Raw genomic sequence first — 24,585 nt, 5'->3', positions numbered from 1 at the left:
GTCCGTCCGGGTGAGTGGCCGCCGAAGCGGCGACCAGCGACGGGCCGGTCGGTGACGATGCGGTGACGAAGCCCATCTCAGGTTGTCGGTCGCTCGCGGACCATGTTGGGTGGAAGTTGCGGGCGGCCGACAGTCAGGATCGCCCGTCGGACACGCGGCCGGCCCGGGACGGGCCGCGCCGGGACACGGAAGGCGGGCGGCATACATGCGCGCACGTACACGTCTGGCGATGGGCGCCATCGGCGCCGTCGCCGGGGCAGCACTCCTCACCGGGTGCGGTGATGCCGGCTCGTCCGGCACCGACGCCCCCCAGACGAGCGCCTCCGGCGCCGGGTGTGCCCCGGTCGCCGGTCAGCAGCTCATCGCCCTGACGGACGACAAGAAGCTCCAGAACTCCGACAACGTCATCCCTGCGGTCAACAGCAAGGTGGCCAACCCGCAGTTGATCGCCGCACTGGACAAGGTCTCCGCCGCGCTCGACACCCCGAAGCTGATCCAGCTCAACAAGGCCGTCAACGAGGACCGCAAGACCGCCAAGGTAGCGGCCGAGGAGTTCGCCAGCGCCAACAACGTCACCGCGGGCATCGCCAAGGGCCCGGGCGGCGACATTACGGTGGGCGCCGGAAACTTCGCCGAGAGCCAGATTCTGGGCGAGCTGTACCGGGTCGCGCTCACCGCCGCCGGTTACCAGGTCAAGGTGCAGCAGATCGGCAACCGCGAGCTGTACGAGCCGGCGCTGGAGAAGGGCGAGATCCAGGTCGTCCCGGAGTACGCGTCGACAATGGCCGAGTTCCTGAACACCAAGGCCAACGGCAAGAACCCCCCGCCGGTCTCCTCGCCCGACATCAACACGACGGTGACCAAGCTCAAGGCCGAGGGCGACAAGGTGGGCATCACCTTCGGCACCCCGGCCGCCGCGCAGGACCAGAACGCGTTCGCGGTCACCAAGGAGTTCGCCGACAAGTACGGCGTGCGGACCCTCTCCGAGTTCGCCGCGAAGTGCTCCGGCAGCGCGACGGTGCTGGGCGGCCCGCCGGAGTGCCAGCAGCGTCCGTTCTGCAAGCCGGGCCTGGAGAAGACGTACGGGCTCTCGGTGGGTTCGTTCTCCTCACTGGACCAGGGTGGGCCGCTGACCAAGAACGGGCTGCGTGAGGGCAAGATCAGCGTGGGTCTGGTCTTCTCCTCGGACGGTGCCTTCGCCACCAGCTGAGCCGCCTTCGGGTGTGTCGTGGATGCCCCCTCTCCCTCGCGGGGAGGGGGCATCCACGCGTCCGGGGACCCGTTCCCTCCCGTAGGGATCGTCGGTAGGCTGCACACCCATGCCAGCCCCGGTCACCCCCGACGCCCGGCGTCAACCGCTGCTACTGACAGTGCTCTTCTGGGGTGGCGTGGCCCTGGCTCCGGTGGCGGCGCTGATCCTGCTGGTAGCTGACGGTAACGGTCCGCTTCGCTTCGCGGCGGTGCTCGCCATCGTGGCGGTGGTCCTGATCGGCCTCTCCATCGCGTTGCGCCCCGACGGTGACGACGCTCGGGCCGACGAGCTGGCCGACGAGATCGAGGAACTGCGCCAGGAGCTGCGCGCCGAGATCGTGGCCGCCGCGCAGCGCGGCAACCAGGCACTCGACCAGGCGCAGCGAGCCCAGGAGGGGATCATCGCGGTCCGCCGCCGCCTCGACGCCACCGGCGCGGCCCTTGCCGGGGCCGCCCCGCCGGTCGAGCCGGCGGGTGCCGGCCGTGCGCGGGTGCCGGCCGCCGAGCCGGTGAACGAGACTCCGGCCTCCCGCAGCCGGGTCCCGGCCGCAGGCGACGCTCCGGCCGCCCGGGTTCGGGACGAGGTCGCCGGACGGTGGGGCCGCGACGAGCGTGCCGACGACGAACCGGCGTACCGCCACCGCGCCGCCGCCGACGCGCCTCCCGAGCCAACCGCCGGCGGCATGTACGGCGCCGCTCCCCGGCCCGGTCAGCACGACCGCCCGCGAGACAACGACCGCCCGCGTGAGAACGATCGCCAGGAGCCGGCGCACCGGCCGGTCGGCGTGGTCCGGCACACCGAGACCGTGCACGTCACCACCCGGCACACAGTCGTCGACGGGGGGCCGGCCGAGCCGGGCGGACACTACGGCGGTGGGTACGCCGGCCAGTGGACCCCGCCCGCCCAGGAGTGGACCCGGGGTGGCGGCACGGAGGGACGTGCCCGAGCGGCGGACCGCTCGTGGGGCGACCCCGCAAACCCGCGGTCCCCGTACGTCGACGACCGGGGCCGCCCCGACGACGACCGGGCTCGGCCCGCCGACGACAGATCCTGGGGCGCGCAGCCGGGTGCCCGAGGTCAGGCCGCGCAGAGGGGTGGACGGGACGGCTCGGACCGGAACAGGCCCGACGAGCAGCCGGGCTGGACGCCTCCCCGCGACGAGCCGGAGTGGACCGGTCAGCGCGACGCGTACGCCCGGGCCGACGAGCCCGCCCGGCGCGGCCGACCGCAGCGCGACGACCGTGGCTGGTCGGAGCGGGCCGAGCCAGACCACGTCGGTGCGCCGCAACCCGGTCCGGCTCTGCGGGCGGACGACACCGGCGAGTACTGGTCGCAGCTACGGGCCGGCGACCGGTGGGCGGCCGTCCGGGACGACGAGAACGGCCGCGAGCTGCACGTCGGGGAGCGCCGGGCCGAGGTGCACGCCGACGCAACGGGCACCGAGTACCGGATGGCGGACCGCTGGGCTTCCGTCCGCCACGAGGACCCACGCCGGCACGAGGACCCACGCCGGCACGAGGACCCACGCCGGCACGAGGACCCACGTCGGCACGAGGACCCACGCCGCCACGAGGAAGCACGCCGCCACGAGGACCCACGCCGGCCGGACGACCGCGAGTCCTATCACCGGTCCGAGCCGGACGGACGGCCGGCATTGCCGGTCGGCGGAGTGCCCGTGCCGGACGAGTGGCGCCCGCCGCGTCAGCGCGGCCACGAGCCGGAGCCCGCCCCCGAGCGGGCCGGCCGCCGCCGTGTCGAGGAACGGTACGGCTACCCGCCGCAGGACGACGCGCCGCGTGCCGGCGGCGCCCCGGTCACCGACCGCTGGCGCTGACCCGCACAACTGCCCCGGTCACTTGTCGATGTCGCCGACCACGAAGAACATCGAGCCGAGGATGGCGATCAGGTCCGGTACGAGGCAGCCGGGGAGCAGGGTGGCCAGGGCCTGCACGTTGGCGTACGAGGCCGTGCGTAGCTTCAACCGCCAGGGCGTCTTCTCGCCCCGCGACACCAGGTAGTAACCGTTGATGCCCAGCGGGTTCTCCGTCCAGGCGTACGTGTGCCCCTCCGGCGCCTTGAGCACCTTCGGCAGGCGGGTGTTGATCGGCCCGGTCAGCCGGTCCACCCGGTCCAGGCACTGCTCGGCGAGATCCAGCGAGACGTACACCTGGTCCAGCAGCACCTCGAAGCGGGCGTGGCAGTCCCCGGCGGTCTTCGTCACCACCGGCACGTCCAGCTCGTCGTACGCCAGGTAGGGGTCGTCGCGGCGGAGGTCCAGGTCGAGCCCGGAGGCCCGGGCCACCGGGCCGGACGCGCCGAACGCGGCGGCGTCGGCCGGGGACAGCACGCCCACGCCCACCGTGCGGGCCAGGAAGATCTCGTTGCGCCGGATCAGGTGGTCCAGGTCGGGCAGCCGCCGGCGTACCTCGCCGATCGCCGCCCGGGCCCGCCCGGTCCAGCCGTACGGCACCTCCTCCTTCAGCCCGCCCACCCGGTTGAACATGTAGTGGATCCGGCCACCGGAGACCTCCTCCATCACCGCCTGGATGGTTTCCCGTTCCCGGAAGGCGTAGAAGACCGGCGTGATCGCGCCGATCTCCAGCGGGTAGGAGCCGAGGAACATCAGGTGGTTGAGCACCCGGTTCAGCTCGGCGAGGGCCATCCGCAGCCAGGTGGCCCGCTCCGGCACCTCCATGCCCATCAGGCGTTCGACGGCGAGCACCACACCCAGCTCGTTCGAGAACGCCGACAGCCAGTCGTGCCTGTTGGCCAGCACGATGATCTGCCGGTAGTCGCGTACCTCGAAGAGCTTCTCCGCGCCCCGGTGCATGTAGCCGACGATCGGTTCGCAGGCGATGACCCGCTCGCCGTCGAGCACCAGCTTCAGGCGCAGCACGCCGTGCGTCGAGGGGTGCTGCGGGCCGATGTTCAGCACCATGTCGGTGCCGAGCTGCTGATCGCCGGTGCCGGCGACCAGGCCGGCCCCGGTGCCGACGGTCAGTTCACGGAGGTCCCCGGCGTCGGTGGTCATGCCCGTCATCGTGCCACGGCCGGCGGGAACGGGATGCCGACCGGTTGGCGCAGCCACAGGTGTCCGCCGAGTCCGGCCGGGTCCGTCAGCTCGGCCACCGCCGACGCGGCGGCCAGCGCCCGCACGTAGCCGGCCGGGTCAACCCCGGCCAGGCTCAGCGGCGGTCGCCCTCCGTCGGCCCCGAGCGCCCGCAGCGCCTCGGCCTGCGAGATCAGGGAGTACGCACACCTGGCGACCGCCGCACCGGCGGAGGCGACGGAGTCCATTGCCACGTGGGCTGTCACGTCACTCGACCCGTCCGGCACCGGAGGCACCTGCCGTCCACCCCGATACCCGGTCAACGTCCCGTCGACGGGCCTCCCCTCCCGCAGATGCCCGTAGTCCACCGCGACCGCCAACCCTCGGCTCATCTTCCGGATCGCGTTCGCCCAGGCTTCGTCTCTCGGTCTGCCGATCTCTGCTCGGTGGTCGCCGTGGGGGGTTTCCGGCTGGCCGCTGTGGGGGGTTTCGGGGCAGCCCGGCCGGCTCCGGGCGGTCAGGCTTGATCCCTGCGCCGGCCGGGCTGCCCCGAAACCCGACTCGCTTCCGCTTGTCGTGGCCGTCTCGGTCAACCCCGAGGTCGAGTCGTAGTCGCCGATGAGAGGGCTCGTGGTGCCCGAGGTCGGGTCACCGTCGGCGGTGGCAGGGCTCGTGGTGCTGGGCCACCAGGTGGTCAGCCAGTCGAGGTCGGCAGCGTCGACCGGCTCACCAACAGACTCGACGCCGCTCTCCGGGTCGACCAGCACATATCGCCAGCCGTCCTCGGTATGCACCGCGACGTCCAGGGGGACGTTGTCCAGCCACTCGGTGGCCAGGAGCACTCCGGTGATCCTGGTTGGGATCTCGGCTGTCCAGTTGATCTCTTCGGGCAGGTTCTCGGGGCGGTGGGCGTACTCGACCGCTGTGAAGCGGACCCGCTCCGCAAGCGGCGGGCGGGCGGCGACCGACGACGGCTCGTTGGGCGACGGGCGGGCGGACGCCGTGGGAGTCGGGGTTTCCGGGGAGCCCGCCCGCGCAGGGATCAAGCCTGACCGCCCGGAGCGGGTGGGCTCCCCGGAAACCCCCACCGCAACCCCGACGGCCTGGTGGATCGCTCGCAGCAGTTCTCCTCGCCCCGCACCCACATCGACCACGTCGAACCGTGGCGGGTGGCCGAGTGTCGAGTCCACCTGCGAGATCAGGCGCAGCAGGGCGCTCGTGAACGCGGGTGAGGCGTGCACGCTGGTGCGGAAGTGGTCGGCCGGCCCGGTGCCGGCGACGAAGAAGCCACCCGGCCCGTAGAGGGCTCTGCTCATGGCGTCCCGCCAGGCGATCGACATCCACCCACTCCGATTCCGGCCCCACGTCACGATCATCCGCGCCCCGCTCGGCAGCGGAGGGCGCGCGGTGATCAGTTGCTGAAAAGTAGGTCAGGAAAGCTCCCGGTACCTACTTTTCATCATTTGATCAAGGTGGGCTCCCCGGAAATGTGTTCAGGCCTGGAAGTAGTGCCCCTCGTTCAGGTCGGCGATCAGGTCGGGGTGGACAGGGGACCAGCCCAGCAGTTCGCGTGTGAGCGCGGATGACGTCGGGTTGTCCATCTGCGCGAACGACCCGAGGAAGCCGAAGAAGTTGTCTGCCTCGTCGGGGCTGATGCTTCGGACCGGGATGTCCAGGTTGCGCCCGATGGCGGTGGCGATCTGCCGGAAGGAGACTCCTTCGTCGGCGGCTGCGTGCAGGCGTGCACCGGCCGGGGCCTTTTCCAGGGCGAGCCGGTAGAGCTCGGCCGCGTCGAGCGTGTGCACGGCCGGCCACCGGTTGGTGCCCTCGCCGACGTATGCGGCGTACCCGTGCTGCCGGGCGGCGGCGATGATGGCGGTGATGAAGCCGTAGTGGTCGAGCGTGCTGTGCACGGTGGGCGCAAGCCGGACGATGGAGGAGCGCACACCGCGGGCGGCGAGGTCGACGACGAAGTTCTCCGCGTCGATCCGGTAGCCGCTCGGGAAGGCGTCGCGCTCGGTGCCGGGGCGACCGACGATGCCGCCCATCGCGAGCATGGCTGTCCCGCTGGTGCCGACCAGGGGTTTACCGGAGCCGTCCAGGCCGTCGGCGAGTGCCCCGAGGGCGGCCAGGTCGGTCTCGGCTGCGCCGGCCATGTCGCCGTTGATCATGAGGTCGTGGCGGAACGCCAGGTGGATCACCCCGTCGGAGGCGGCCGCCTCCTCCCGAAGGACGTCGAGGTCGGACAGGTCGCCGCGGCGTACGTCGGCGCCGAGCTTCTCGATCGCGGCGGCGGACGTGTCGGAGCGGGCCAGACCGACGACGTCGTGTCCGGCGGAGAGCAGGTTCGGCACGACCGCGGAGCCGAGGTGGCCGGAGGCGCCGGTGACGAATACGCGCATTGCGGTTCCTTTGTGAGATGGGCATGTCGCCTTGTGACATCACCGTATCTCGCCATGTCGCGTTGTGACATGGCTCGGCCGGAAAGAATGTCGCAACGTGACATCGGATACCATCGCCGCATGGCCCGCTGGCAACCCGACGCGCGCGGCCGCCTTGCGGCGGCCGCCTTCGAGCTGTTCCGCGAGCGCGGCTTCGAACAGACCACCGTCACCGACATCGCGGCCCGTGCGGGCCTCGACAAGCGCACCTTCTACCGGCTCTTCGGCGACAAGCGCGAGGCGCTCTTCAGCGGCGGCGAGCAGCTGGAGGAGGTGCTGGTCAAGGCGGTGACCGAGACGGCCGCCGGGCCGTTCGAGGCGGTCGTCGCCGCCTTCCGCCGGGTGGCGGACGAGATCTTCGCCGACCGCCTCGAGCTGGTCCGGATGCGTCAGTCGATCATTGCCAGCAGCGCCGAGTTGCAGGAGCGCGAGCTGCGCAAGATGAGTTCGTTGACGGCCGCGGTCGCCGCTGCCCTGCGTGCCAAGGGCCTCAGCGAGACGACCGCCGCCCTGGCGACCGAGTCCGGCGTCACGGTCTTCCGGGTCGCGTACGCCCGCTGGATCGCACCCGACAGCGATGCCTCGCTCGCCGACCTGATCACCGAGGTGGCCACCGAACTACGCGCGATCACCTCGGCCCCGAACTGAGCCTTTCTGCGGTGGTGAACGTTTTCACACCTCCTGTTTCGGCCCCGTGACGCGGGCGCATACTTGCGATCGACCGGTACCCCTTCTCGAGGACTGGATCGTCGTCATGAGCGCACCGCTGCGCCCGCGCCCGGCCGCCCAGTGTGGGCCTGCCACACCGCGGGACCGCGCCGTCACCGGCGCCCCTCCTTCCCGTCTGCTCACCGTCGGCGTCGTCGGCGCTGGCCGGGTCGGTGCCGTCCTGGGCGCCGCGCTCGCCGCCGCCGGGCACCGCGTGGTGGCCGTCGCGGGCGACTCCGGGGCCAGCCGCGCCCGTCTCGCCCTACTGCTGCCCGAGGTGCCGCGCAGCACGGCCGCCTCCGTCGCACGCGTCGCCACCGACCTGCTGCTGATCGCGGTGCCGGACGATGCGCTGGCCGGAGTGGTCGCCGGCCTCGCCGGGCAGGGAGCCCTGCACCCGGGCCAGGTCGTCGCGCACACCTCCGGCGCGCACGGTCTCGCCGTGCTGGCGCCGGCCGCCGCGGTCGGCGCCCGGCCGCTGGCCCTGCACCCCGCCATGACCTTCACCGGTACGCCTGACGACCTGCCCCGGCTGGCCGGCATCTCGTACGGGGTGACCGCCCCGGCGGACCTGCGCCCGCTGGCCGCCCGGCTGGTCACCGACCTCGGTGGCGTGCCGGAGTGGGTGGCCGAGGCGGACCGCCCGCTCTACCACGCCGCGCTCGCGCACGGCGCGAACCACCTGGTGACCCTGGTGAACGAGGCGACCGACCGGCTGCGGGACGCCGGGGTGGCCCGTCCGGAGAAGGTGCTCGCCCCGCTCCTGCGGGCCGCCCTGGAGAACGCGTTGCGCCTCGGCGACGACGCGCTTACCGGTCCGGTGTCCCGGGGCGACGCGGGCACTGTCGAGCGGCACCTGGCCCGGCTGGCCGCCACCGCGCCCGAGTCGGTCCCCGCGTACCTGGCGCTGGCCCGGCGTACCGCCGACCGGGCGATCGCCGCGGGCCGGCTGCGCCCGGTGGACGCGCAGTCGCTGCTCGGTGTGCTCGCCGAGACGAGCCGGGAGGTGGCGGCATGACGCAGGTGGTGCACACGCGCACCGAGCTGGCCGAGGCCCGCGCGGCGCTGAAGGGCACCGTCGGCGTGGTGATGACCATGGGCGCGCTGCACTCCGGGCACGAGACGCTGCTGCGCGCGGCCCGGGAGCAGGCCGACCACGTGCTGGTGACGATCTTCGTAAACCCGTTGCAGTTCGGGCCGAACGAGGACTTCGACAGGTATCCGCGCACCCTCGACGCCGACCTGGAGGTGTGTCGGCGAGCCGGCGCCGACCTCGTCTTCGCGCCGTCGGTCGCCGACATGTACCCCGACGGCCAGCCCCGGGTACGCCTCGACCCGGGTCCGCTCGGCGGGGAGCTGGAGGGCGCGAGCCGCCCCGGCTTCTTCCACGGCGTGCTCACAGTCGTCCTGAAGTTGCTTCAACTCACCCGTCCTGACCTGGCGTTCTTCGGTGAGAAGGACTACCAGCAGCTCACCCTGGTGCGGCGGATGGCCCGCGACCTGGACGTCCCGGTCGAGGTGATCGGGGTTCCTACCGTCCGGGAGCCGGACGGGCTGGCGCTGTCCAGCCGCAACCGCTATCTCAGCGAGCCCGAGCGGGCGGCGGCGCTGAGCCTGTCCGCCGCCTTGCGGGCCGGGGCCCGGGCTGCCGACGACGGCCTGGACGCGGGGGAGGTGCTGTCCGCCGCGCACGCTGCGTTCGGCGCCGGTACGCCCGGCGCTCAGCTCGACTACCTGGTGCTCACCGACCCTGAGCTGGAGCCGGGGCCGGTGTCCGGGCCGGCCCGGCTGGTGATCGCCGCCTGGGTCGGCGCCACCCGGTTGATCGACAACGCCGCGATCCACCTCGCGCCTCGTCCCTGACCCGGCGCCCACCACCATTCTTTTCGCGAAAGGCCAGCCTGATGCTGCGGACCATGCTCAAGTCGAAGATCCACCGAGCCACGGTGACCCAGGCCGACCTGCACTACGTCGGTTCGGTGACCGTGGACGAGGACCTGCTCGACGCCGCCGACCTGATCCCCGGCGAGCAGGTCGCAATCGTGGACATCACCAACGGCGCCCGACTGGAGACGTACGTCATCCCGGGCGAGCGGGGCAGCGGCGTGATCGGCATCAACGGCGCCGCCGCGCACCTCGTGCACCCCGGTGACCTGGTCATCCTGATCTCGTACGCGCAGATGGACGACGCCGAGGCCAGGTCGTACCGGCCGCGTGTGGTGCACGTGGACACCGACAACCGGGTCGTCGAGCTGGGTGCGAACCCGGCGGTGGCGGCCCCGGGCACGGCCGGCGACCCGATGCCCAACCCGTACGCCGTGTCCGGAGTCTGATCTCGCGGGACGCGATTCCGGTCTGTCACCGGAAGGTCATGTGCGGTTACCCTGGGCACGCTGGCGGAAGCCGGTAGGTGGCTGGGGGAGGCCGCGATGCGCCGTGCCATGACGACCCTGTTCGCCACTGCCGTCACGGCAGTGTTGCTTGTCGGCTGCGCCGGGTCCGGTGGTCTGGACGGCGACCTGACCGACGACTGGGCGGCGCTGCCACCGGCCACGGCGTTCACGCCGGCCGTCGGGGTGTGTCAGGCCGCCGACTTCGTCGAGGTGGTCACGCTGGCGGCCTATCAACCGATGGACTGCGCCGGCCCGCACCGGGTGGAGACCGTGCACGTGGGGGCGTTCCCGGCCGAGCGGGCCGCCGCCCCGGCCAACGGTTCGGTGGAGCTGCGCGGCGCGTTCGCCGCGTGCGACACCCGGGCCTCCGCGTACGTGGGTGACGACTGGCGGGCGGGGCGACTGCGGCTGTCGGTGGCGCTGCCCTCGGGGCCGGGCTGGGCGGCTGGTTCCCGCTGGTACCGGTGCGACCTGACCGAGCTGACCACTGTCGAGGCGGCAGCCACTGTGGTGGTCCGGTCGGGCAGCCTGCGGGACGCGCTGAAGGGGGCCTCCGGGCTGCGGTTGGGCTGTCAGCAGACCCGCGCCGGGGCGGGGCGGGGTGTGCAGACGCTGGTCCCGGTGGAGTGCGGCGGTCGGCACGACGCCGAGTTCGTCGGGGTGTGGCGTGCGCCGGACCGGCCGTACCCGACCAGGGACGCCGACTGGGCGCCGCTCTACACCGGCTGCCGCAGCGTCCTCGGCCGCTATGTCGGCGTGCCGGACGACTCCGACCTGCGGTTCCGCAGCGGCGTGGTGGTGCGCCCGCCCGGAGCGGGGCGTTGGCGGGTCGGTGACCGGGGGGTCCGCTGTTACCTGTGGCTGAGCGACCGTACGGTGACGGCGTCGTTGAAGGGCGCGGGCCCGGCCGGCCTGCCGGTGCGGACGAAGTGAGCACGGCCGTCCGGTCGGCGCGGCGCGGTCCGCGCCGGACGGCGTAGCCCAAACCACTCGTCCCGCCCCCGCCGCCCCCGGCGAGGATCGTTCGGGTTGACTGGTGGGATGGACCAACCGACCGTCGACCTGCCGGCCCTGCCCAGACTGCTGGCTGCGCCCGAGCCCGGCTGGGTGGAGACCACTGACGTGATCGTGGTGGGGTCCGGGGTGGCCGGGCTGACCGCCGCGTTGCACCTGCGTGAGGCGGGCCTGCACGTCACGGTCGTCACAAAGGTCAACATCGACGACGGCTCGACCCGGTGGGCGCAGGGCGGCATCGCCGCGGTGCTCGACCCGGCGGACACCCCGGCGGCGCACGCCCGGGACACCGAGATCGCCGGGGTGGGGCTCTGCGACCCGGCCGCGGTCCGGGTGCTCGTCGAGGAGGGGCCCACCCGGCTGCGGGAGCTGATGCGGATCGGCGCCGAGTTCGATCGCCACCCCGACGGTTCGTTGATGCTGACCCGGGAGGGTGGGCACCGCGCGGACCGGATCGTGCACGCCGGCGGGGATGCGACAGGCGCCGAGGTGCAGCGGGCCCTGCACGCCGCCGTGCAGCGCGACCCGTGGATCCGGCTGGTCGAGCACGCCCTGGTGCTGGACCTGCTGCGGGCGCCCGGCGACGGCCCGGACGGGCTCGGTCCGGCCTGCGGGATCACCCTGCACGTGCTCGGTGAGGGCAGCGAGGACGGCGTCGGCGCGCTGCTGGCCCGGGCGGTGGTGCTGGCCACCGGCGGGATGGGCCAGATCTTCGCGGCCACCACCAACCCGGCGGTCTCCACCGGCGACGGGGTGGCGCTGGCGATGCGGGCCGGCGCGGCGGTGACCGACGTGGAGTTCGTCCAGTTCCACCCGACCGCCCTGATCACCCCGCCGGGCGCGGGAGTGCCCGGCGCCGGGCACGCGCAGCAGCCGCTGGTCTCCGAGGCGCTGCGCGGTGAGGGCGCGTACCTGGTGGACTCCGACGGCAAGCGGTTCATGGTGGGCCAGCACGAACTGGCCGAGCTGGCCCCCCGGGACGTGGTGGCCAAGGGCATCCACCGGGTGCTGCTGGCCACCGGCGCGGACCACGTCTTCCTCGACGCGCGGCACCTGGGCGGGGACTTCCTGGCGGGGCGGTTCCCCACCATCGTGGCGTCCTGCCTGGCGATCGGCGTGGACCCGGCGACCGACCTGATTCCGGTGGCGCCGGCCGCCCACTACGCCTCCGGCGGCGTCCGCACCGACCTGCGCGGTCGCACCTCGATCCCCGGCCTGTACGCGTGCGGCGAGGTGGCCTGCACGGGTGTGCACGGCGCGAACCGGCTGGCCAGCAACTCGCTGCTGGAGGGTCTGGTCTTCTCCCGACGGATCGCCGAGGACATCGCAGCCGGCCTGCCCGAGCAGGTTCAGCCGGCGGACACCGGCGCGTGGCGTGGTGGCGCGGGCTGGGTGCTGCCCGCCGAGGTGACGCCGACCCTGCAACGGGCGATGACCCGGGGGGCCGGGGTGCTCCGATCCGCGGCGACGCTGGCCGGGACGGCCGGGACGCTCACCGAGCTGGGCGCGGCCCGGGGCCGACCGCGGACCGCCGACTGGGAGGCGACAAACCTGCTCACGGTGGCGTCGACGCTTGTCGCGGCGGCGTACGCCCGTGGTGAGACCCGCGGCTGCCACTGGCGGGAGGACTTCCCGACGGCCGACGAACGGTGGCTGGGCCACCTGGTCGGGTCGATCGGGGCGCAGGGCCGGGTGACGGAGCAGTGGGAGGGGACATCGTCATGACCGAGTTGACGGAGACGGCGTTGCGGGCGGCCGGGTTGGATCCGGCGCACGTACGGCAGGTGATCGAGGGCGCGCTGGTCGAGGATCTCGGGCCGGACTTCCTCGACGTCACAAGTGTGGCCACCATTCCGGCGGAGCAGACCGACACCGCCGACCTGGTGGCCCGCGCCGACGGGGTGCTGGCCGGGCTGGCCGTGGCCGCCGCCGTGTTCGAGCTGGTGGGCGAGGTGACCGGCTTCGGTCGTACCGTCGAGGTGTCGCAGCTGGCCCGCGACGGTGAGCGGGTGGCCCGCGGCGACGTGCTGGCGACGGTGACCGGCCCGACCCGGCTGCTGCTCACCGCCGAGCGGACGGCGCTCAACCTGCTCTGCCGGATGTCCGGAGTGGCCACCCACACGCGCGCCTGGGCGGACGCCCTGGCCGGCACGAAGGCGATGGTGCTGGACACCCGCAAGACGACGCCGGGCCTGCGGGCGCTGGAGAAGTACGCGGTGCGCGCCGGCGGGGGCACCAACAAGCGGATGGGCCTTTACGACGTGGCCATGATCAAGGACAACCACAAGCTGGCGGCCGGAGGCATCACGGCTGCCTACCGGCGGGTCCGGGAGGCGTTCCCGGAGGTGCCGGTGCAGGTCGAGGTGACCACCGTCGCCGAGGCCGTGGAGGCGGTCGAGGCCGGGGCGGACTTCCTGCTCTGCGACAACATGACCCCGGAGGTGCTGGCCGAGGCGGTGGCCGCCGTGAGCGACCGGGCGGAGCTGGAGGCGACCGGCGGGCTGACCCTGGAGGTGGCCGGCCGGTACGCGGCCACCGGCGTGGACTTCCTCTCGGTGGGCGCGTTGACCCACTCGTCGCCGATCCTGGACATCGCGCTGGACCTGCGCACCGAGTAGTTGTCTAGGCTGCGTGCGTGCTGCTCTGCATCGACATCGGAAACACCAACACCGTGCTGGCGACCTTCGACGGCGACAAGCTGGTGCACAACTGGCGGATCAAGACCGATGCCCGTTCGACGGCGGACGAGCTGGGTCTGATGTTCCGGGGTCTGCTCGCGGGGGACAACGTCGAGATCACCGGCGTGGCCGCCTGCTCCACCGTGCCGGCCGCGTTGCGGTCGCTGCGGACGATGCTCGGCCGGTACTACGCCGACCTGCCGAGCGTGATCGTCGAGCCGGGTGTGCGGACCGGGGTGCAGTTGGCGATCGACAACCCGAAGGAGGTGGGCGCCGACCGGGTGGTGAACACGCTTGCCGCGTACACCCTCTACGGCGGGCCGTCGATCGTTGTCGACTTCGGCACCACCACCAACTTCGACGTGATCAGCGGCCGGGGTGAGTTCCTCGGTGGCGCGTTCGCCCCGGGCATCGAGATCTCGTTCGACGCGCTGGCCGCCCGCGCGGCCCAGCTTCGTAAGGTCGAGGCGACCAAGCCTCGCTCGGTGATCGGCAAGAACACCGTGGAGTGCCTCCAGGCCGGCCTGTACTTCGGTTTCGCCGGGCAGGTGGACCGGATCGTCGAGCGGATGACCGAGGAACTGGGCGAGGTGAAGGCGGTGATCGCCACCGGTGGCCTCGCCTCCCTGGTGATCAACGAGTGCCGCAGCATCACCCACCACGAGCCGATGATCACGCTGATCGGCCTGCGGATGGTCTACGAACGCAACCTCTGACCGGCGGTTCAGCGCCGTCGGGAGCGCAGCACCAAGGTCCGGTACGGCAGCTCGACGGTCTCCCGGCCGGCCAGGGTGGGGTGGGTGGCCAGCAGTTCGGTCAGCTCCTCCTCGACCCGTCGCCGATCTGCCTCGGTGGCGGTGAGCCAGTAGGAGCGGGTGCGGATCATGCCGCGTAGCTCGTCCGGGGTGAGGGTCGTGCGGTGCGTGAACTCGCGCGCCTCGATGACGCCGAACGACGGACCGAAGTCCGCGTCCTTCACGACGGTCTTGCCCGACTTGTCGTCGAGGTGGGCGATCCGGCCCAGTTCCGCCACCCACTCGACGCTGTCGTCCCGGATGTTCCAGATGGGGGCGAACGTGCCGCCGGGGCGCAGCACCCGGGCGATCTCGGCGTGCGCCGGCTCCCGGTCGAACCAGTGGTACGCCGTGCCGACCAGCACCGCGTCCGCCGCCGCGTCGGGCAGCGGCACGGCCTCGGCGCTGCCCGCCAGCGCCGTCGTGCCCGGGGTGCTGCGGGCGAGCTGCGCCCGCATCCCCGGATCGGGCTCGACGGGTACGACCTGGTGGCCCAGGGCCTGGACGTCGCGGGTCAGGATGCCGGTGCCCGCGCCGAGGTCGACGATCCGGGCGTCGTGCAGCCCGTCGAGTGCCCACCGGATGGCGGCCTCGGGATAGCGGGGGCGGAACCGGTCGTAATCGCTCGCCGCGGCACCGAAGGACAGGGCATGAGTGTGATCGACCATGACGGGCAGGTTATCCGGTAACAGCCCCCCGAACGCTTGAGTACGCTCGGGCCTGACCCCCTGTATCTCCCGTGACGAGGAAGCGTGCCGTGAGCGAGCAGAACGCCGTGCCAGTGGACCCCGCCGATGACCTTCCCGAGCAGATGAAGGTCCGCCGGGAGAAGCGGGACCGGATGCTCGCCGAGGGCGTCGAGCCCTACCCGGTGGGCTTCCCCCGCACCACCACCCTGGCCGAGATCCGGGCCCGCTACGCGGACCTGCCCACCGACACCGCCACCGGCGACGAGGTCTCGGTCACCGGCCGGGTGATCTTCGTACGCAACACCGGCAAGCTCTGCTTCGCGACCCTGCGCGACGGTGACGGCACCGAGTTGCAGGCCATGCTCTCCCTGGACCGGGTCGGTCCGGAGCGCCTGGAGGCCTGGAAGCGCCTGGTCGACCTGGGCGACCACGTCGGCGTGACCGGTGAGGTGATCACCAGCCGCCGGGGCGAGCTGTCCGTGCTCGCGCAGCGGTGGGAGATGACCGCCAAGGCCCTGCGGCCGCTGCCGGTCGCCCACAAGCCGCTCTCCGAGGAGGCTCGGGTCCGGCAGCGCTACGTCGACCTGATCGTGCGGCCGCAGGCCCGGCAGATGGTCCGCACCCGGGCGACGGCGGTGCGTAGCCTGCGCGACTCACTGCACGGCCAGGGCTTCATCGAGGTGGAAACTCCGATGCTGCAACTCCTGCACGGCGGCGCGGCGGCCCGACCCTTCGTGACCCACAGCAATGCGTTGAGCACCGATCTGTATCTGCGAATCGCTCCGGAACTGTTTCTGAAGCGCGCGGTCGTCGGCGGCGTGGACCGCGTCTTCGAGATCAACCGCAACTTCCGTAATGAGGGTGTCGACTCCTCGCACTCGCCCGAGTTCGCGATGCTGGAGACGTACCAGGCGTACGGCGACTACGACACGATCGGCGAGCTGACCCGTAATCTCGTGCAACAGGCGGCGATCGCGGTCAGCGGTTCGACGGTGGTGACCCACGCCGACGGGCGGGAGTTCGACCTGGGCGGTGAGTGGCGATCGGTGACCCTGTTCGGGGTCCTTTCCGAGGCGCTCGGCGAGGAGGTCACGGTCCGCACCGAACGTTCCCGGCTGGTGGAGTACGCGGACAAGGTGGGATTGGCCGTGGACCCGAAGTGGGGCCCTGGCAAGCTCGCCGAGGAACTGTTCGAGGAACTGGTCGTCCCCGGCCTGCAGGCGCCCACCTTCGTGCGGGACTACCCGGAGGAGACCAGCCCGCTCACCCGGGGGCACCGCAGTGAGCCGGGGCTGGCCGAGAAGTGGGACCTCTACGTGCTCGGTTTCGAGCTGGGCACCGGGTACTCCGAGCTGGTCGACCCCGTGGTGCAGCGGGAACGGCTGGTGGCCCAGGCGCAGCTCGCGGCCCGTGGCGACGACGAGGCGATGCGTCTCGACGAGGACTTTCTTCGGGCCATGGAGTACGGAATGCCTCCGGCCGGGGGTATGGGAATGGGAATCGACCGGCTCTTGATGGCCCTGACCGGCCTCGGAATTCGGGAAACGATCCTCTTCCCGTTGGTCCGCCCGGAGTAGTCGTCCGCCAACTCCCCGCGAGTCGTAACGGCATCCTATTGACGGGGCGAGCAGCACGGGGGTTATTGTGCTCTCGTTAGCAGGAGCGCCCTGCTCGAAAGGAATGTGGGACGTGGCCAAGCAGATCATTCACAAGCTGGTCGATGACCTGGACGGTGGGGACGCTGACGAGACCGTCAAGTTCGCGCTCGACGGCGTTCAGTACGAGATCGACCTGTCCGGTGCCAACGCCGCGAAATTGCGTGACGTATTTGCCCCGTACATCGGTGCCGGCACCAAGGTGGGTCGCGGGGGCGTGGTGATCGGTGGGCGGGCTGCCCGCGGTCGCGGTGGCGCCACCGCCGACCGGGAGCAGAACAAGGCGATCCGCGAGTGGGCCAAGAAGTCCGGCAAGGACATCTCGGACCGGGGTCGTATCCCGCAGGAGATCGTCGACGAGTACCACGCCAAGCGCTGACCCCGTTCAGCTGACCGGTGGCAGCCGCCACCGCAGGGCGACACCGACGCCGGCCCGGACCTCCTCCGGGCCGGCGTCGCCGTATCCGCGTCCGGACGGAGCTGGATCCCGGGCCGGTTCGGGCGGGGCTCGCGGGCCGGTTCGGGCGGGCTTCGCGGGCCGGTTCGGGCGGGGTTCGCGGGCCGGGGATGTTTTCTGGCCCGACCGGCGTTGTCCACAGGCAGTGGAGTAACTATCCACAACCTGTGGACAACTTCCCGAAAGGGTCGAGGCGCCGCTTCCCGCACGGGTCGGGGGCCGCCGATCGGCCCTCCCGGAGGCGTCGGAGGCCCTTCCCGGGCCCCGTGGAGCCGGCAGAGGGCTTCCGTCGAGTCGGTCGGATTTCGCTCTGCGCGTAGCGCCAGGGGTACCGGAACACCTCCTGAGCGCGGACGGTTGTGCAAAACGACGTGGAACTGACCCAGACCGGAGAGACACGACCTCAGCTGAGTCGGTAAGCGACGATAGAGTAAGGAGGCACGGACGCCCGTCCTGGACGTTCGTGCACCGGCCCCGCCAAGATCTTGACCATCAAGGCGCACGGCACGTGAGGAGCACGAGGGCATGTTCGAGCGGTTCACCGACCGAGCGCGACGGGTTGTCGTCCTGGCCCAAGAAGAGGCCCGGATGCTCAACCACAACTACATCGGTACGGAACACATCCTGCTGGGCCTGATCCACGAAGGTGAAGGCGTCGCGGCAAAGGCCCTGGAGAGCCTCGGCATCTCCCTGGAGGGCGTCCGCCAGCAGGTCGAGGAGATCATCGGCCAGGGCCAGCAGGCGCCGAGCGGGCACATCCCGTTCACGCCGCGGGCCAAGAAGGTGCTGGAGCTGTCGCTGCGCGAGGCGCTGCAGCTCGGCCACAACTACATCGGCACGGAGCACATCCTGCTCGGGCTGATCCGTGAGGGCGAGGGCGTCGCCGCCCAGGTGCTGGTCAAGCTCGGCGCCGACCTCAACCGGGTCCGCCAGCAGGTGATCCAGCTGCTCTCCGGTTACCAGGGCAAGGAGCCCGCCGCCGCGGGCGCCGCGCCGGGTGAGGCCGCGCCGTCGACCAGCCTCGTGCTGGACCAGTTCGGCCGCAACCTGACCCAGGCCGCCCGCGAGGGCAAGCTCGACCCGGTCATCGGGCGCGAGAAGGAAATCGAGCGGGTCATGCAGGTGCTCTCCCGCCGTACCAAGAACAACCCGGTCCTGATCGGTGAGCCCGGCGTCGGTAAGACCGCCGTGGTGGAGGGGCTTTCCCAGAAGATCATCAAGGGCGAGGTGCCCGAGACTCTCAAGGACAAGCAGCTCTACACGCTCGACCTCGGTGCGCTGGTCGCCGGTTCCCGCTACCGCGGTGACTTCGAGGAGCGCCTCAAGAAGGTGCTCAAGGAGATCCGCACCCGCGGCGACATCATCCTGTTCATCGACGAGATCCACACCCTGGTGGGTGCGGGTGCCGCCGAGGGCGCGATCGACGCGGCGAGCATCCTCAAGCCGATGCTGGCCCGTGGTGAGCTGCAGACCATCGGCGCCACCACCCTGGATGAGTACCGCAAGCACCTGGAGAAGGACGCCGCTCTCGAGCGCCGGTTCCAGCCGATCCAGGTGGGTGAGCCGTCGCTGGCGCACACCATCGAGATCCTCAAGGGCCTGCGTGACCGGTACGAGGCCCACCACCGCGTGAGCATCACGGACGCGGCCCTGGTGGCTGCCGCAACTCTGGCCGACCGGTACATCTCCGACCGCTTCCTGCCGGACAAGGCGATCGACCTGATCGACGAGGCCGGCGCCCGGATGCGGATCCGTCGGATGACCGCGCCGCCAGACCTGCGTGACTTCGACGAGCGCATCGCCCAGGTGCGTCGCGACAAGGAGTCCGCGATCGACGCGCAGGACTTCGAGCGTGCCGCCCAGCTGCGCGACAAGGAGAAGCAGCTCCTCGGCCAGAAGGCTCAGCGGGAGAAGGAGTGGAAGGCCGGTGACCTGGACGTCGTCAGCGAGGTCGACGACGAGCAGATCGCCGAGGTGCTCGGCAACTGGACGGGCATCCCGGTCTACAAGCTGACCGAGGAGGAGACCTCGCGCCTGCTGCGCATGGAGGACGAGCTGCACAAGCGCGTCATCGGCCAGGAGGACGCGGTCAAGGCGGTCTCGAAGGCGATCCGGCGTACCCGGGCCGGCCTGAAGGACCCGAAGCGCCCGTCGGGCTCGTTCATCTTCGCCGGCCCGTCCGGTGTCGGTAAGACCGAGCTGTCCAAGGCGCTCGCCGAGTTCCTCTTCGGCAGCGAGGACGCCCTCATCCAGCTGGACATGTCCGAGTTCCACGACCGGTACACGGTGTCCCGCCTCGTGGGTGCCCCTCCCGGCTACGTCGGCTATGACGAGGGCGGGCAGCTGACCGAGAAGGTGCGGCGTCGGCCGTTCTCGGTGGTTCTCTTCGACGAGATCGAGAAGGCCCACCCGGACGTGTTCAACACGCTCCTGCAGATCCTGGAGGACGGTCGGCTCACCGACGGTCAGGGCCGGATCGTGGACTTCAAGAACACGGTCATCATCCTGACCACCAACCTGGGCACCCGTGACGTGGCCAAGGCCGTGTCGCTGGGCTTCCAGCAGTCGGAGGACTCCGAGTCCAACTACGACCGGATGAAGCAGAAGGTCAACGACGAGCTCAAGCAGCACTTCCGGCCTGAGTTCCTCAACCGGATCGACGACACCATCGTCTTCCACCAGCTGCGCCAGAACGAGATCCTCTCGATCGTGGACATCATGATCCGGCGGATCGAGACGCAGCTGCACAACAAGGACATGGGTCTCGAGCTGACCGACAACGCGAAGAAGTACCTGTCCAAGAAGGGCTTCGACCCGGTTCTCGGTGCCCGTCCGCTTCGTCGCACGATCCAGCGTGACATCGAGGACAACCTCTCCGAGCGGATCCTCTTCAACGAGCTGACCCCCGGTCAGATCGTCGTGGTGGACTGCGAGGGCGACCCGGAGGACATCGACAAGTCCAAGCTCGTCTTCCGGGGCGCGGACAAGCCGGTCGAGGTTCCGGACGCCGTGCCCGCCGACCTCGGTGGCACCGCCGCCGGCAGCGCGGCAGCGGCCACGGACGAGGTGGCATAACCAGCAGCAAGGGGGCGGGGCCCCGGTGGCGTGAGCCACCGGGGCCCCGCTTTTCGTCGTACCGCACCCACCCGAGCGACGGTCGACAGCACGTGCCGGGCCGTGCCGGTGGGTGGGCGGGGTCAGGGGGCCAGGGTCGTGGTGGGTAGGGACGGGCCGTCGCCGACGAGGCGGAAGCTGTCGGCTCCGGCCGGTTCGACAAGCCCGTCCTGCACCAGGCCGGCCAGCGCTCGGGCACGCTGGACGTCATCGGTCCAGACCTGGTCCAACCGTTGGTGCGGGACCGGCCCGGTGGTCTCCCGGAGCACCCCGAGCAGGAGCCCACGTACCTGCCGGTCGGTGCCCGCGTACCGCTGGGGTCGCCGGGTTGGCCCCGCCGGCGCCTCCTGGCCGGAGGCCCGCCACGCGCAGACCGACTCGACCGGGCAGGCCGTACAGCGTGGTGACCGGGCTGTGCAGATCACCGCGCCCAGTTCCATGAACGCGGCGCTGGCGAGTGCCGCCGCGGCAGGTTCCACCGGGAGCAGCTCTTCGGTGGCGACCAGGTCGGCGGGTCGGGTGACCGGTCCGGCGTCCGGTTCACCTGCCACGGCTCGGCAGACCACCCGTCGTACGTTCGTGTCGACCACCGGGTGCCGTTGCCCGTAGGCGAACGCGGCCACCGCACGCGCCGTGTAGGTGCCCACGCCGGGCAGGGCCAGCAGTTGCTCCAGCCGGTCCGGCACCTGACCGCCGTGCCGCTCCACCATCGCTACCGCGCACTCCCGCAGCCGTACCGCCCGGCGGGGATAGCCGAGGCGCCCCCACATGCGGATCGCCTCGGCCGGGGTGTCGGCCGCCAGGGCGGCCGGGTCGGGCCAGCGGGCCAGCCAGGCGTGCCAGGCCGGCACCACCCGGACGACAGGGGTCTGCTGGAGCATGACCTCGCTGACCAGGATGGCCCACGGGGTGACCCCGGGTTCCCGCCATGGCAGGTCACGGGCGTGCTGCTGGAACCACCGGCTGACCAGTGTGGCGAAGTCGGGTTGAGTCATGGCGTCGTCGATGATGTCACGCGGTCGGGTCCCGCTGGATGGGCGGCTCGGGCGGGGTGTCGCGGTGACGATGGGCGGATCGGACAGAATGCGCTGATGAACGAGCTCGCGATCACCGTCATCGGTCGGGACCGGCCGGGCATCGTGGCCGACGTCGCCGAGGTGCTGGCCCGACTGGGCGCGAACCTCACCGACAGCACGATGACCCGGCTGCGGGGGCATTTCGCGATGACCCTCATCTGCACCGGGCCGGACGCCGCCGAGGTGGAGGCGGCGCTGGTGCCGCTGGCCGCCGAGGGTCAACTGCTGGCGACCGTACGCGCGGTCACGCCGGACGGTGTGGTGGCCCCGGCCGGTGAGCCGTACGTGCTGGCGGTGCACGGTTCGGACCGGATGGGCATCGTCGCGGCGATGACCCGGGTGCTTGTGGACGCCGGCGGCAACGTGACCGACCTGAGCACCCGGTTGGCGGGTTCGCTCTATGTGGTGTTGGCCGAGGTCGAGTTGCCTGCGGGGGTCGCCGAGACGGTGACCGGACGGTTGCACCGGACGGCCGCCGAGTTGGGGGTCGAGGTCACCCTTCGGCCGGCAGACCCGGACCTGCTGTGAGTGACGGGCGGAGCGGGCCGGACGCCGGCCGGGACGTCGAGGCGTACGCCGGTCTGGGGGACTGGACACCGGAATCGCTGGGCGTGGCCGGCGAGGTGCGGGGCGTCGTTTCGGCCCCGCATCCGGTGTTGAGCCGGGCCGGGGACGAGGTGGATCCGACGACCGAGGAGACGGTCCGGCTGGCCGCCGACCTGGTCGCCACGATGCGGGTCTCGCCGGGCTGCGTGGGGTTGGCGGCACCGCAGGTCGGTGTGGCTGCCCGGGTCTTCGCCGTCGACGTGACAGGGCATCCGAAGGCGGTCACCGTGCACGGCACCTTCGTGCTCTGCAACGCCCGGGTGGTCGAGGCGACCCGCTGGAAGCCGGGTCGGGAGGGGTGCATGTCGGTGCCGGATCTGACCGGCGACGTGAAGCGGGCCAGTCGTCTGGTGGTGGAGGGTGACCTGCCGGGCAGTGGCGCGGCGGTCCGCCTGGTGACGGATGGCTTCGAGGCGCGGGCGTTGCAGCACGAGATCGACCACTGCGCCGGGCTGCTCTTCCTGGATCGGGTGGCCGGCGCGCACGCCGTCTACCAGCGCAAGGTCTACCTCTGAGCGGGCACTCGGAGGTCGGTACGTCCGTCCTTAGTGGAGGCTCGCCGAGCTGCTCCGGTGGCGCTCCGGCGCGTCGTGACGGGCTGGTGGGTGCCGCGCGGCTACGGTGGGGGGCATCATGCGTCTGACGGTCGGCCCCCTGCCACCCGCCGTGTACTGGCGGCGTCGCGCCGTCGTACTCGGAGCGGGGCTTCTTTTCCTGATTGTCCTGCTCTACTCGTGCACCGGTTCGGGTCGCTCCGGCGGTCGACCGAATGCGGGGGCGACCCCGACGTCGACTTCGACGTCCACGGCGAGTCCCGGCCCGGGTGGTCTTGTGTTGACCCCGGCGACGGGGGTGCCACCGGCGTCCGGGTCAGCCGATCCGAACGCTCCGGACCGGTCGGCCGATCCGAATGCCACGGACCCGAGCCCCGAGACCACAAGCAACAACCCGCCGCCCGGCTCGGCCGCCGGATCGGGCGACGACGACGGCACCTGCACCGACGCGGAGATCAGCGTGACCTCGGTGGCACGGCCCACCTCGGTGCAGCGCGGCGCGGTGGTCGACCTGCAACTGAAGATCAAGAACACGTCACAGCGGACGTGCAGCCGCAACGTCGGCGCCGACCTCCAGGAGATCTTCATCAAGGCCGGTGCCGAGAAGGTGTGGTCCTCGGACACCTGCGGCAAGGTCCAGGGTTCGGATGTCCAGTCCTTCACGCCCGGGTTCGAGCGCTCCTACGAGGTGGGCTGGAACGGGCGGGACACCACCCGGTGCGACGGTGCCGGGCTGGCTGCGGGCCCGTTGGCGCCGGCCGGGACGTACCAGGTGTTCGCGCGGGTGGGCACCAAGTACAGCGCAGCCGCGAAGATCACCATCACCGGCTGAACCGGGTCAGACGTACCGCTCCAGGATGGATGCCTCGGCGAGCCGGGACAGGCCCTCGCGGACACCCCGGGCGCGGGCGTCGCCCACGCCCTCCACGGCCTGCAGGTCCTCCACGGTGGCGCCCAGCAGCCGCTGGAGGCTGCCGAAGTGCAGCACCAGGCGGTCGACCACCGCCACCGGCAGACGCGGCACCTTGGCCAGCAGCCGGAAGCCACGCGGGCTGACGGCGGCGTCCAGCGCGTCCGATGCGGCCGGGTAGCCGATGGCCTTGGCGACCGACACCAGGTCGATCAACTCGGTGGCGCCGAGCAGATCCAGCTCGACGAGCGCCTCGTCCAGCGTGCGGGACTTGCGGCCGACCGGGAGGTAGTCCCGGATGACAAGCGTGCGGTCGGCGTCGACGCCGGCCATCAGCTCGTCGAGCTGAAGAGCGAGCAGTCGACCGTCGGTGCCCAGCTCCACGACGTAGCCGGCGATCTCGTCGGCGATCCGGCGAACCATCTCCAGCCGCTGCACCACGGCCACCGCGTCGCGGACGGTGACCAGATCCTCGATCTCGAGTGCGGAGAGCGTGCCGGAGACCTCGTCCAGCCGGAGCTTGTATCGCTCGAGGGTGGCCAGCGCCTGGTTGGCGCGGGAGAGGATCGCCGCCGAGTCGTCGAGGACGTGTCGCTGACCGTTGACGTAGAGGCTGATGATCCGCATGGACTGGCTGACCGAGATCACCGGGTAACCGGTCTGCCGGGCGACCCGCTCGGCGGTGCGGTGCCGGGTGCCCGACTCCTCCGTCGGGATGGACGGGTCGGGCATGAGGTGCACGGCCGCCCGGACGATGCGGGTGCCGTCGCTGGAGAGCACCACAGCGCCGTCCATCTTGCACAGCTCCCGGACCCGGGTCGCGGAGAACTCGACGTCCAGCGGGAAGCCGCCGGTGCAGAGACCCTCGACGACCTTGTCGTAGCCGAGCACGATGAGCGCGCCGGTGCGCCCCCGCAGGATGCGTTCCAACCCGTCCCGCAGCGCGGTGCCGGGTGCCATCAGGGCGAGGTTCGCCCGCAACGGATCGCCGGCGCTCCCGGCAGCGGCGGTCACGCTCACGCTGATCGGGCGGGCTGGCGAGCCCACGGCGCCGGTGCGGGCCTGGGGCGGCGCGCCGGCAGGCTTGGTGGTATCGCGGTCGATCGGCACGGGCACAGTCTACGGACTGCCGTGCGGTGGGTGCTGTCGTGGTTACTGTGATGTGTCACGATGCGGCCCTTCGAACCGTTTCCAC

Annotated in this window: 22 protein-coding genes; 16 read left to right on the top strand and 6 right to left on the bottom strand. The window is 71.6% G+C overall.

Annotated features, from left to right (window positions below; all coding sequences use genetic code 11):
- Positions 1-205: 205 nt before the first annotated feature.
- Both ACGFIE_RS23305 and ACGFIE_RS23300 read left to right on the top strand, forming a co-directional pair.
- Positions 206-1,210: a glycine betaine ABC transporter substrate-binding protein gene (locus tag ACGFIE_RS23305; RefSeq protein ID WP_393297807.1), complete on the top strand. Its 1,005-nt coding sequence runs from the start codon at positions 206-208 to the stop codon at positions 1,208-1,210.
- Between the two features lie 109 nt (positions 1,211-1,319).
- Positions 1,320-3,086, top strand: a complete 1,767-nt coding sequence (locus ACGFIE_RS23300) for a hypothetical protein (protein ID WP_393297805.1) — start codon at positions 1,320-1,322, stop codon at positions 3,084-3,086.
- 18 nt (positions 3,087-3,104) lie between these two features.
- On the opposite strand, the gene ACGFIE_RS23295 is transcribed toward ACGFIE_RS23300, so the two are convergent.
- The 3 genes from ACGFIE_RS23295 to ACGFIE_RS23285 all read right to left on the bottom strand — a co-directional run bounded on the left by ACGFIE_RS23295 (position 3,105) and on the right by ACGFIE_RS23285 (position 6,703).
- Positions 3,105-4,292: an NADH-quinone oxidoreductase subunit D gene (locus tag ACGFIE_RS23295; RefSeq protein WP_393297802.1), complete on the bottom strand. Its 1,188-nt coding sequence runs from the start codon at positions 4,290-4,292 to the stop codon at positions 3,105-3,107.
- Positions 4,289-5,641, bottom strand: a complete 1,353-nt coding sequence (locus ACGFIE_RS23290) for an SAM-dependent methyltransferase (RefSeq protein WP_393297799.1) — start codon at positions 5,639-5,641, stop codon at positions 4,289-4,291. Before ACGFIE_RS23290 ends, ACGFIE_RS23295 begins: the two co-directional genes overlap by 4 nt.
- 153 nt (positions 5,642-5,794) lie before the next feature.
- Entirely contained in the window at positions 5,795-6,703 is a 909-nt protein-coding gene (locus ACGFIE_RS23285) for an SDR family oxidoreductase (protein WP_393297796.1), read from the bottom strand.
- Positions 6,704-6,823: 120 nt separating this feature from the next.
- On the opposite strand from ACGFIE_RS23285, the gene ACGFIE_RS23280 reads away from it, so the two are divergent.
- The 8 genes from ACGFIE_RS23280 (at position 6,824) to ACGFIE_RS23245 (ending at position 14,251) form a co-directional block, all read left to right on the top strand.
- Positions 6,824-7,390 carry a TetR family transcriptional regulator gene (locus ACGFIE_RS23280; protein WP_393297793.1) on the top strand — a complete coding sequence of 189 codons (567 nt, stop codon included), beginning with the start codon at positions 6,824-6,826 and terminating at the stop codon, positions 7,388-7,390.
- A gap of 106 nt (positions 7,391-7,496) precedes the next feature.
- Entirely contained in the window at positions 7,497-8,468 is a 972-nt protein-coding gene (locus tag ACGFIE_RS23275; protein WP_393297790.1) for a Rossmann-like and DUF2520 domain-containing protein, read from the top strand.
- Entirely contained in the window at positions 8,465-9,313 is an 849-nt protein-coding gene (gene panC, locus ACGFIE_RS23270; protein ID WP_393297787.1) for a pantoate--beta-alanine ligase, read from the top strand. The genes ACGFIE_RS23275 and panC overlap by 4 nt, the downstream gene beginning before the upstream one ends.
- A 41-nt stretch (positions 9,314-9,354) precedes the next feature.
- Positions 9,355-9,783: an aspartate 1-decarboxylase gene (gene panD, locus ACGFIE_RS23265; RefSeq protein ID WP_393297784.1), complete on the top strand. Its 429-nt coding sequence runs from the start codon at positions 9,355-9,357 to the stop codon at positions 9,781-9,783.
- Positions 9,784-9,879: 96 nt separating this feature from the next.
- Positions 9,880-10,776 (top strand): septum formation family protein, encoded by an 897-nt coding sequence (locus ACGFIE_RS23260; RefSeq protein WP_393297781.1) that lies wholly within the window; start codon positions 9,880-9,882, stop codon positions 10,774-10,776.
- Positions 10,777-10,884: 108 nt separating this feature from the next.
- Positions 10,885-12,582 (top strand): L-aspartate oxidase, encoded by a 1,698-nt coding sequence (locus tag ACGFIE_RS23255; RefSeq protein WP_393297778.1) that lies wholly within the window; start codon positions 10,885-10,887, stop codon positions 12,580-12,582.
- Positions 12,579-13,475, top strand: coding sequence for a carboxylating nicotinate-nucleotide diphosphorylase (gene nadC, locus ACGFIE_RS23250; RefSeq protein ID WP_393297775.1), 897 nt, complete (start codon positions 12,579-12,581; stop codon positions 13,473-13,475). Before ACGFIE_RS23255 ends, nadC begins: the two co-directional genes overlap by 4 nt.
- A 17-nt stretch (positions 13,476-13,492) precedes the next feature.
- Positions 13,493-14,251 carry a type III pantothenate kinase gene (locus ACGFIE_RS23245; RefSeq protein WP_363686554.1) on the top strand — a complete coding sequence of 253 codons (759 nt, stop codon included), beginning with the start codon at positions 13,493-13,495 and terminating at the stop codon, positions 14,249-14,251.
- A gap of 8 nt (positions 14,252-14,259) precedes the next feature.
- On the opposite strand, the gene ACGFIE_RS23240 is transcribed toward ACGFIE_RS23245, so the two are convergent.
- Positions 14,260-14,997, bottom strand: a complete 738-nt coding sequence (locus ACGFIE_RS23240; protein ID WP_393297772.1) for a class I SAM-dependent methyltransferase — start codon at positions 14,995-14,997, stop codon at positions 14,260-14,262.
- An 89-nt stretch (positions 14,998-15,086) separates the two neighbouring features.
- Between ACGFIE_RS23240 and lysS the strand changes: the two genes are divergently transcribed.
- The 3 genes from lysS to ACGFIE_RS23225 all read left to right on the top strand — a co-directional run bounded on the left by lysS (position 15,087) and on the right by ACGFIE_RS23225 (position 20,205).
- Positions 15,087-16,595, top strand: a complete 1,509-nt coding sequence (gene lysS, locus ACGFIE_RS23235) for a lysine--tRNA ligase (protein WP_393297769.1) — start codon at positions 15,087-15,089, stop codon at positions 16,593-16,595.
- Between the two features lie 112 nt (positions 16,596-16,707).
- Positions 16,708-17,052 carry an Lsr2 family protein gene (locus ACGFIE_RS23230; RefSeq protein ID WP_357498213.1) on the top strand — a complete coding sequence of 115 codons (345 nt, stop codon included), beginning with the start codon at positions 16,708-16,710 and terminating at the stop codon, positions 17,050-17,052.
- A 603-nt stretch (positions 17,053-17,655) separates the two neighbouring features.
- Positions 17,656-20,205 (top strand): ATP-dependent Clp protease ATP-binding subunit, encoded by a 2,550-nt coding sequence (locus ACGFIE_RS23225; protein ID WP_363686548.1) that lies wholly within the window; start codon positions 17,656-17,658, stop codon positions 20,203-20,205.
- A gap of 122 nt (positions 20,206-20,327) precedes the next feature.
- Here the strand turns inward: ACGFIE_RS23225 and ACGFIE_RS23220 are convergent, their stop codons facing one another.
- Positions 20,328-21,239 (bottom strand): A/G-specific adenine glycosylase, encoded by a 912-nt coding sequence (locus tag ACGFIE_RS23220; protein WP_393297764.1) that lies wholly within the window; start codon positions 21,237-21,239, stop codon positions 20,328-20,330.
- Between the two features lie 96 nt (positions 21,240-21,335).
- On the opposite strand from ACGFIE_RS23220, the gene ACGFIE_RS23215 reads away from it, so the two are divergent.
- From ACGFIE_RS23215 to ACGFIE_RS23205, 3 genes are all read left to right on the top strand, one after another.
- Entirely contained in the window at positions 21,336-21,848 is a 513-nt protein-coding gene (locus tag ACGFIE_RS23215) for a glycine cleavage system protein R (RefSeq protein WP_393297761.1), read from the top strand.
- On the top strand, positions 21,845-22,441 hold the full coding sequence (locus ACGFIE_RS23210; protein WP_393297758.1) for a peptide deformylase: 597 nt from the start codon (positions 21,845-21,847) through the stop codon (positions 22,439-22,441). The genes ACGFIE_RS23215 and ACGFIE_RS23210 overlap by 4 nt, the downstream gene beginning before the upstream one ends.
- Positions 22,442-22,559: 118 nt before the next feature.
- A complete protein-coding gene (locus tag ACGFIE_RS23205; RefSeq protein WP_393297755.1) occupies positions 22,560-23,312 on the top strand; it encodes a hypothetical protein in 753 nt (250 codons plus the stop codon).
- 6 nt (positions 23,313-23,318) lie between these two features.
- Here ACGFIE_RS23205 and disA read toward each other — a convergent pair whose 3' ends face one another.
- Entirely contained in the window at positions 23,319-24,500 is a 1,182-nt protein-coding gene (gene disA, locus ACGFIE_RS23200; RefSeq protein WP_007466050.1) for a DNA integrity scanning diadenylate cyclase DisA, read from the bottom strand.
- Positions 24,501-24,585 lie beyond the last annotated feature (85 nt).

The organism is Micromonospora sp. NPDC049275 (assembly GCF_043197115.1).
In the GTDB taxonomy this organism is placed as follows: Bacteria; Actinomycetota; Actinomycetes; order Mycobacteriales; family Micromonosporaceae; genus Micromonospora.
Note: the sequence above shows the minus strand (reverse complement) of the source record. Positions and strands in the feature narration are given on the sequence as shown.

Coding starts and splice junctions, on each gene's coding strand:
- ACGFIE_RS23305 (WP_393297807.1), top strand. CDS start 206: ATGCGCGCACGTACACGTCTGGCGATGGGCGCCATCGGCGCCGTCGCC.
- ACGFIE_RS23300 (WP_393297805.1), top strand. CDS start 1,320: ATGCCAGCCCCGGTCACCCCCGACGCCCGGCGTCAACCGCTGCTACTG.
- ACGFIE_RS23295 (WP_393297802.1), bottom strand. CDS start 4,292: ATGACGGGCATGACCACCGACGCCGGGGACCTCCGTGAACTGACCGTC.
- ACGFIE_RS23290 (WP_393297799.1), bottom strand. CDS start 5,641: ATGTCGATCGCCTGGCGGGACGCCATGAGCAGAGCCCTCTACGGGCCG.
- ACGFIE_RS23285 (WP_393297796.1), bottom strand. CDS start 6,703: ATGCGCGTATTCGTCACCGGCGCCTCCGGCCACCTCGGCTCCGCGGTC.
- ACGFIE_RS23280 (WP_393297793.1), top strand. CDS start 6,824: ATGGCCCGCTGGCAACCCGACGCGCGCGGCCGCCTTGCGGCGGCCGCC.
- ACGFIE_RS23275 (WP_393297790.1), top strand. CDS start 7,497: ATGAGCGCACCGCTGCGCCCGCGCCCGGCCGCCCAGTGTGGGCCTGCC.
- panC (WP_393297787.1), top strand. CDS start 8,465: ATGACGCAGGTGGTGCACACGCGCACCGAGCTGGCCGAGGCCCGCGCG.
- panD (WP_393297784.1), top strand. CDS start 9,355: ATGCTGCGGACCATGCTCAAGTCGAAGATCCACCGAGCCACGGTGACC.
- ACGFIE_RS23260 (WP_393297781.1), top strand. CDS start 9,880: ATGCGCCGTGCCATGACGACCCTGTTCGCCACTGCCGTCACGGCAGTG.
- ACGFIE_RS23255 (WP_393297778.1), top strand. CDS start 10,885: ATGGACCAACCGACCGTCGACCTGCCGGCCCTGCCCAGACTGCTGGCT.
- nadC (WP_393297775.1), top strand. CDS start 12,579: ATGACCGAGTTGACGGAGACGGCGTTGCGGGCGGCCGGGTTGGATCCG.
- ACGFIE_RS23240 (WP_393297772.1), bottom strand. CDS start 14,997: ATGGTCGATCACACTCATGCCCTGTCCTTCGGTGCCGCGGCGAGCGAT.
- ACGFIE_RS23225 (WP_363686548.1), top strand. CDS start 17,656: ATGTTCGAGCGGTTCACCGACCGAGCGCGACGGGTTGTCGTCCTGGCC.
- ACGFIE_RS23220 (WP_393297764.1), bottom strand. CDS start 21,239: ATGACTCAACCCGACTTCGCCACACTGGTCAGCCGGTGGTTCCAGCAG.
- ACGFIE_RS23215 (WP_393297761.1), top strand. CDS start 21,336: ATGAACGAGCTCGCGATCACCGTCATCGGTCGGGACCGGCCGGGCATC.
- ACGFIE_RS23205 (WP_393297755.1), top strand. CDS start 22,560: ATGCGTCTGACGGTCGGCCCCCTGCCACCCGCCGTGTACTGGCGGCGT.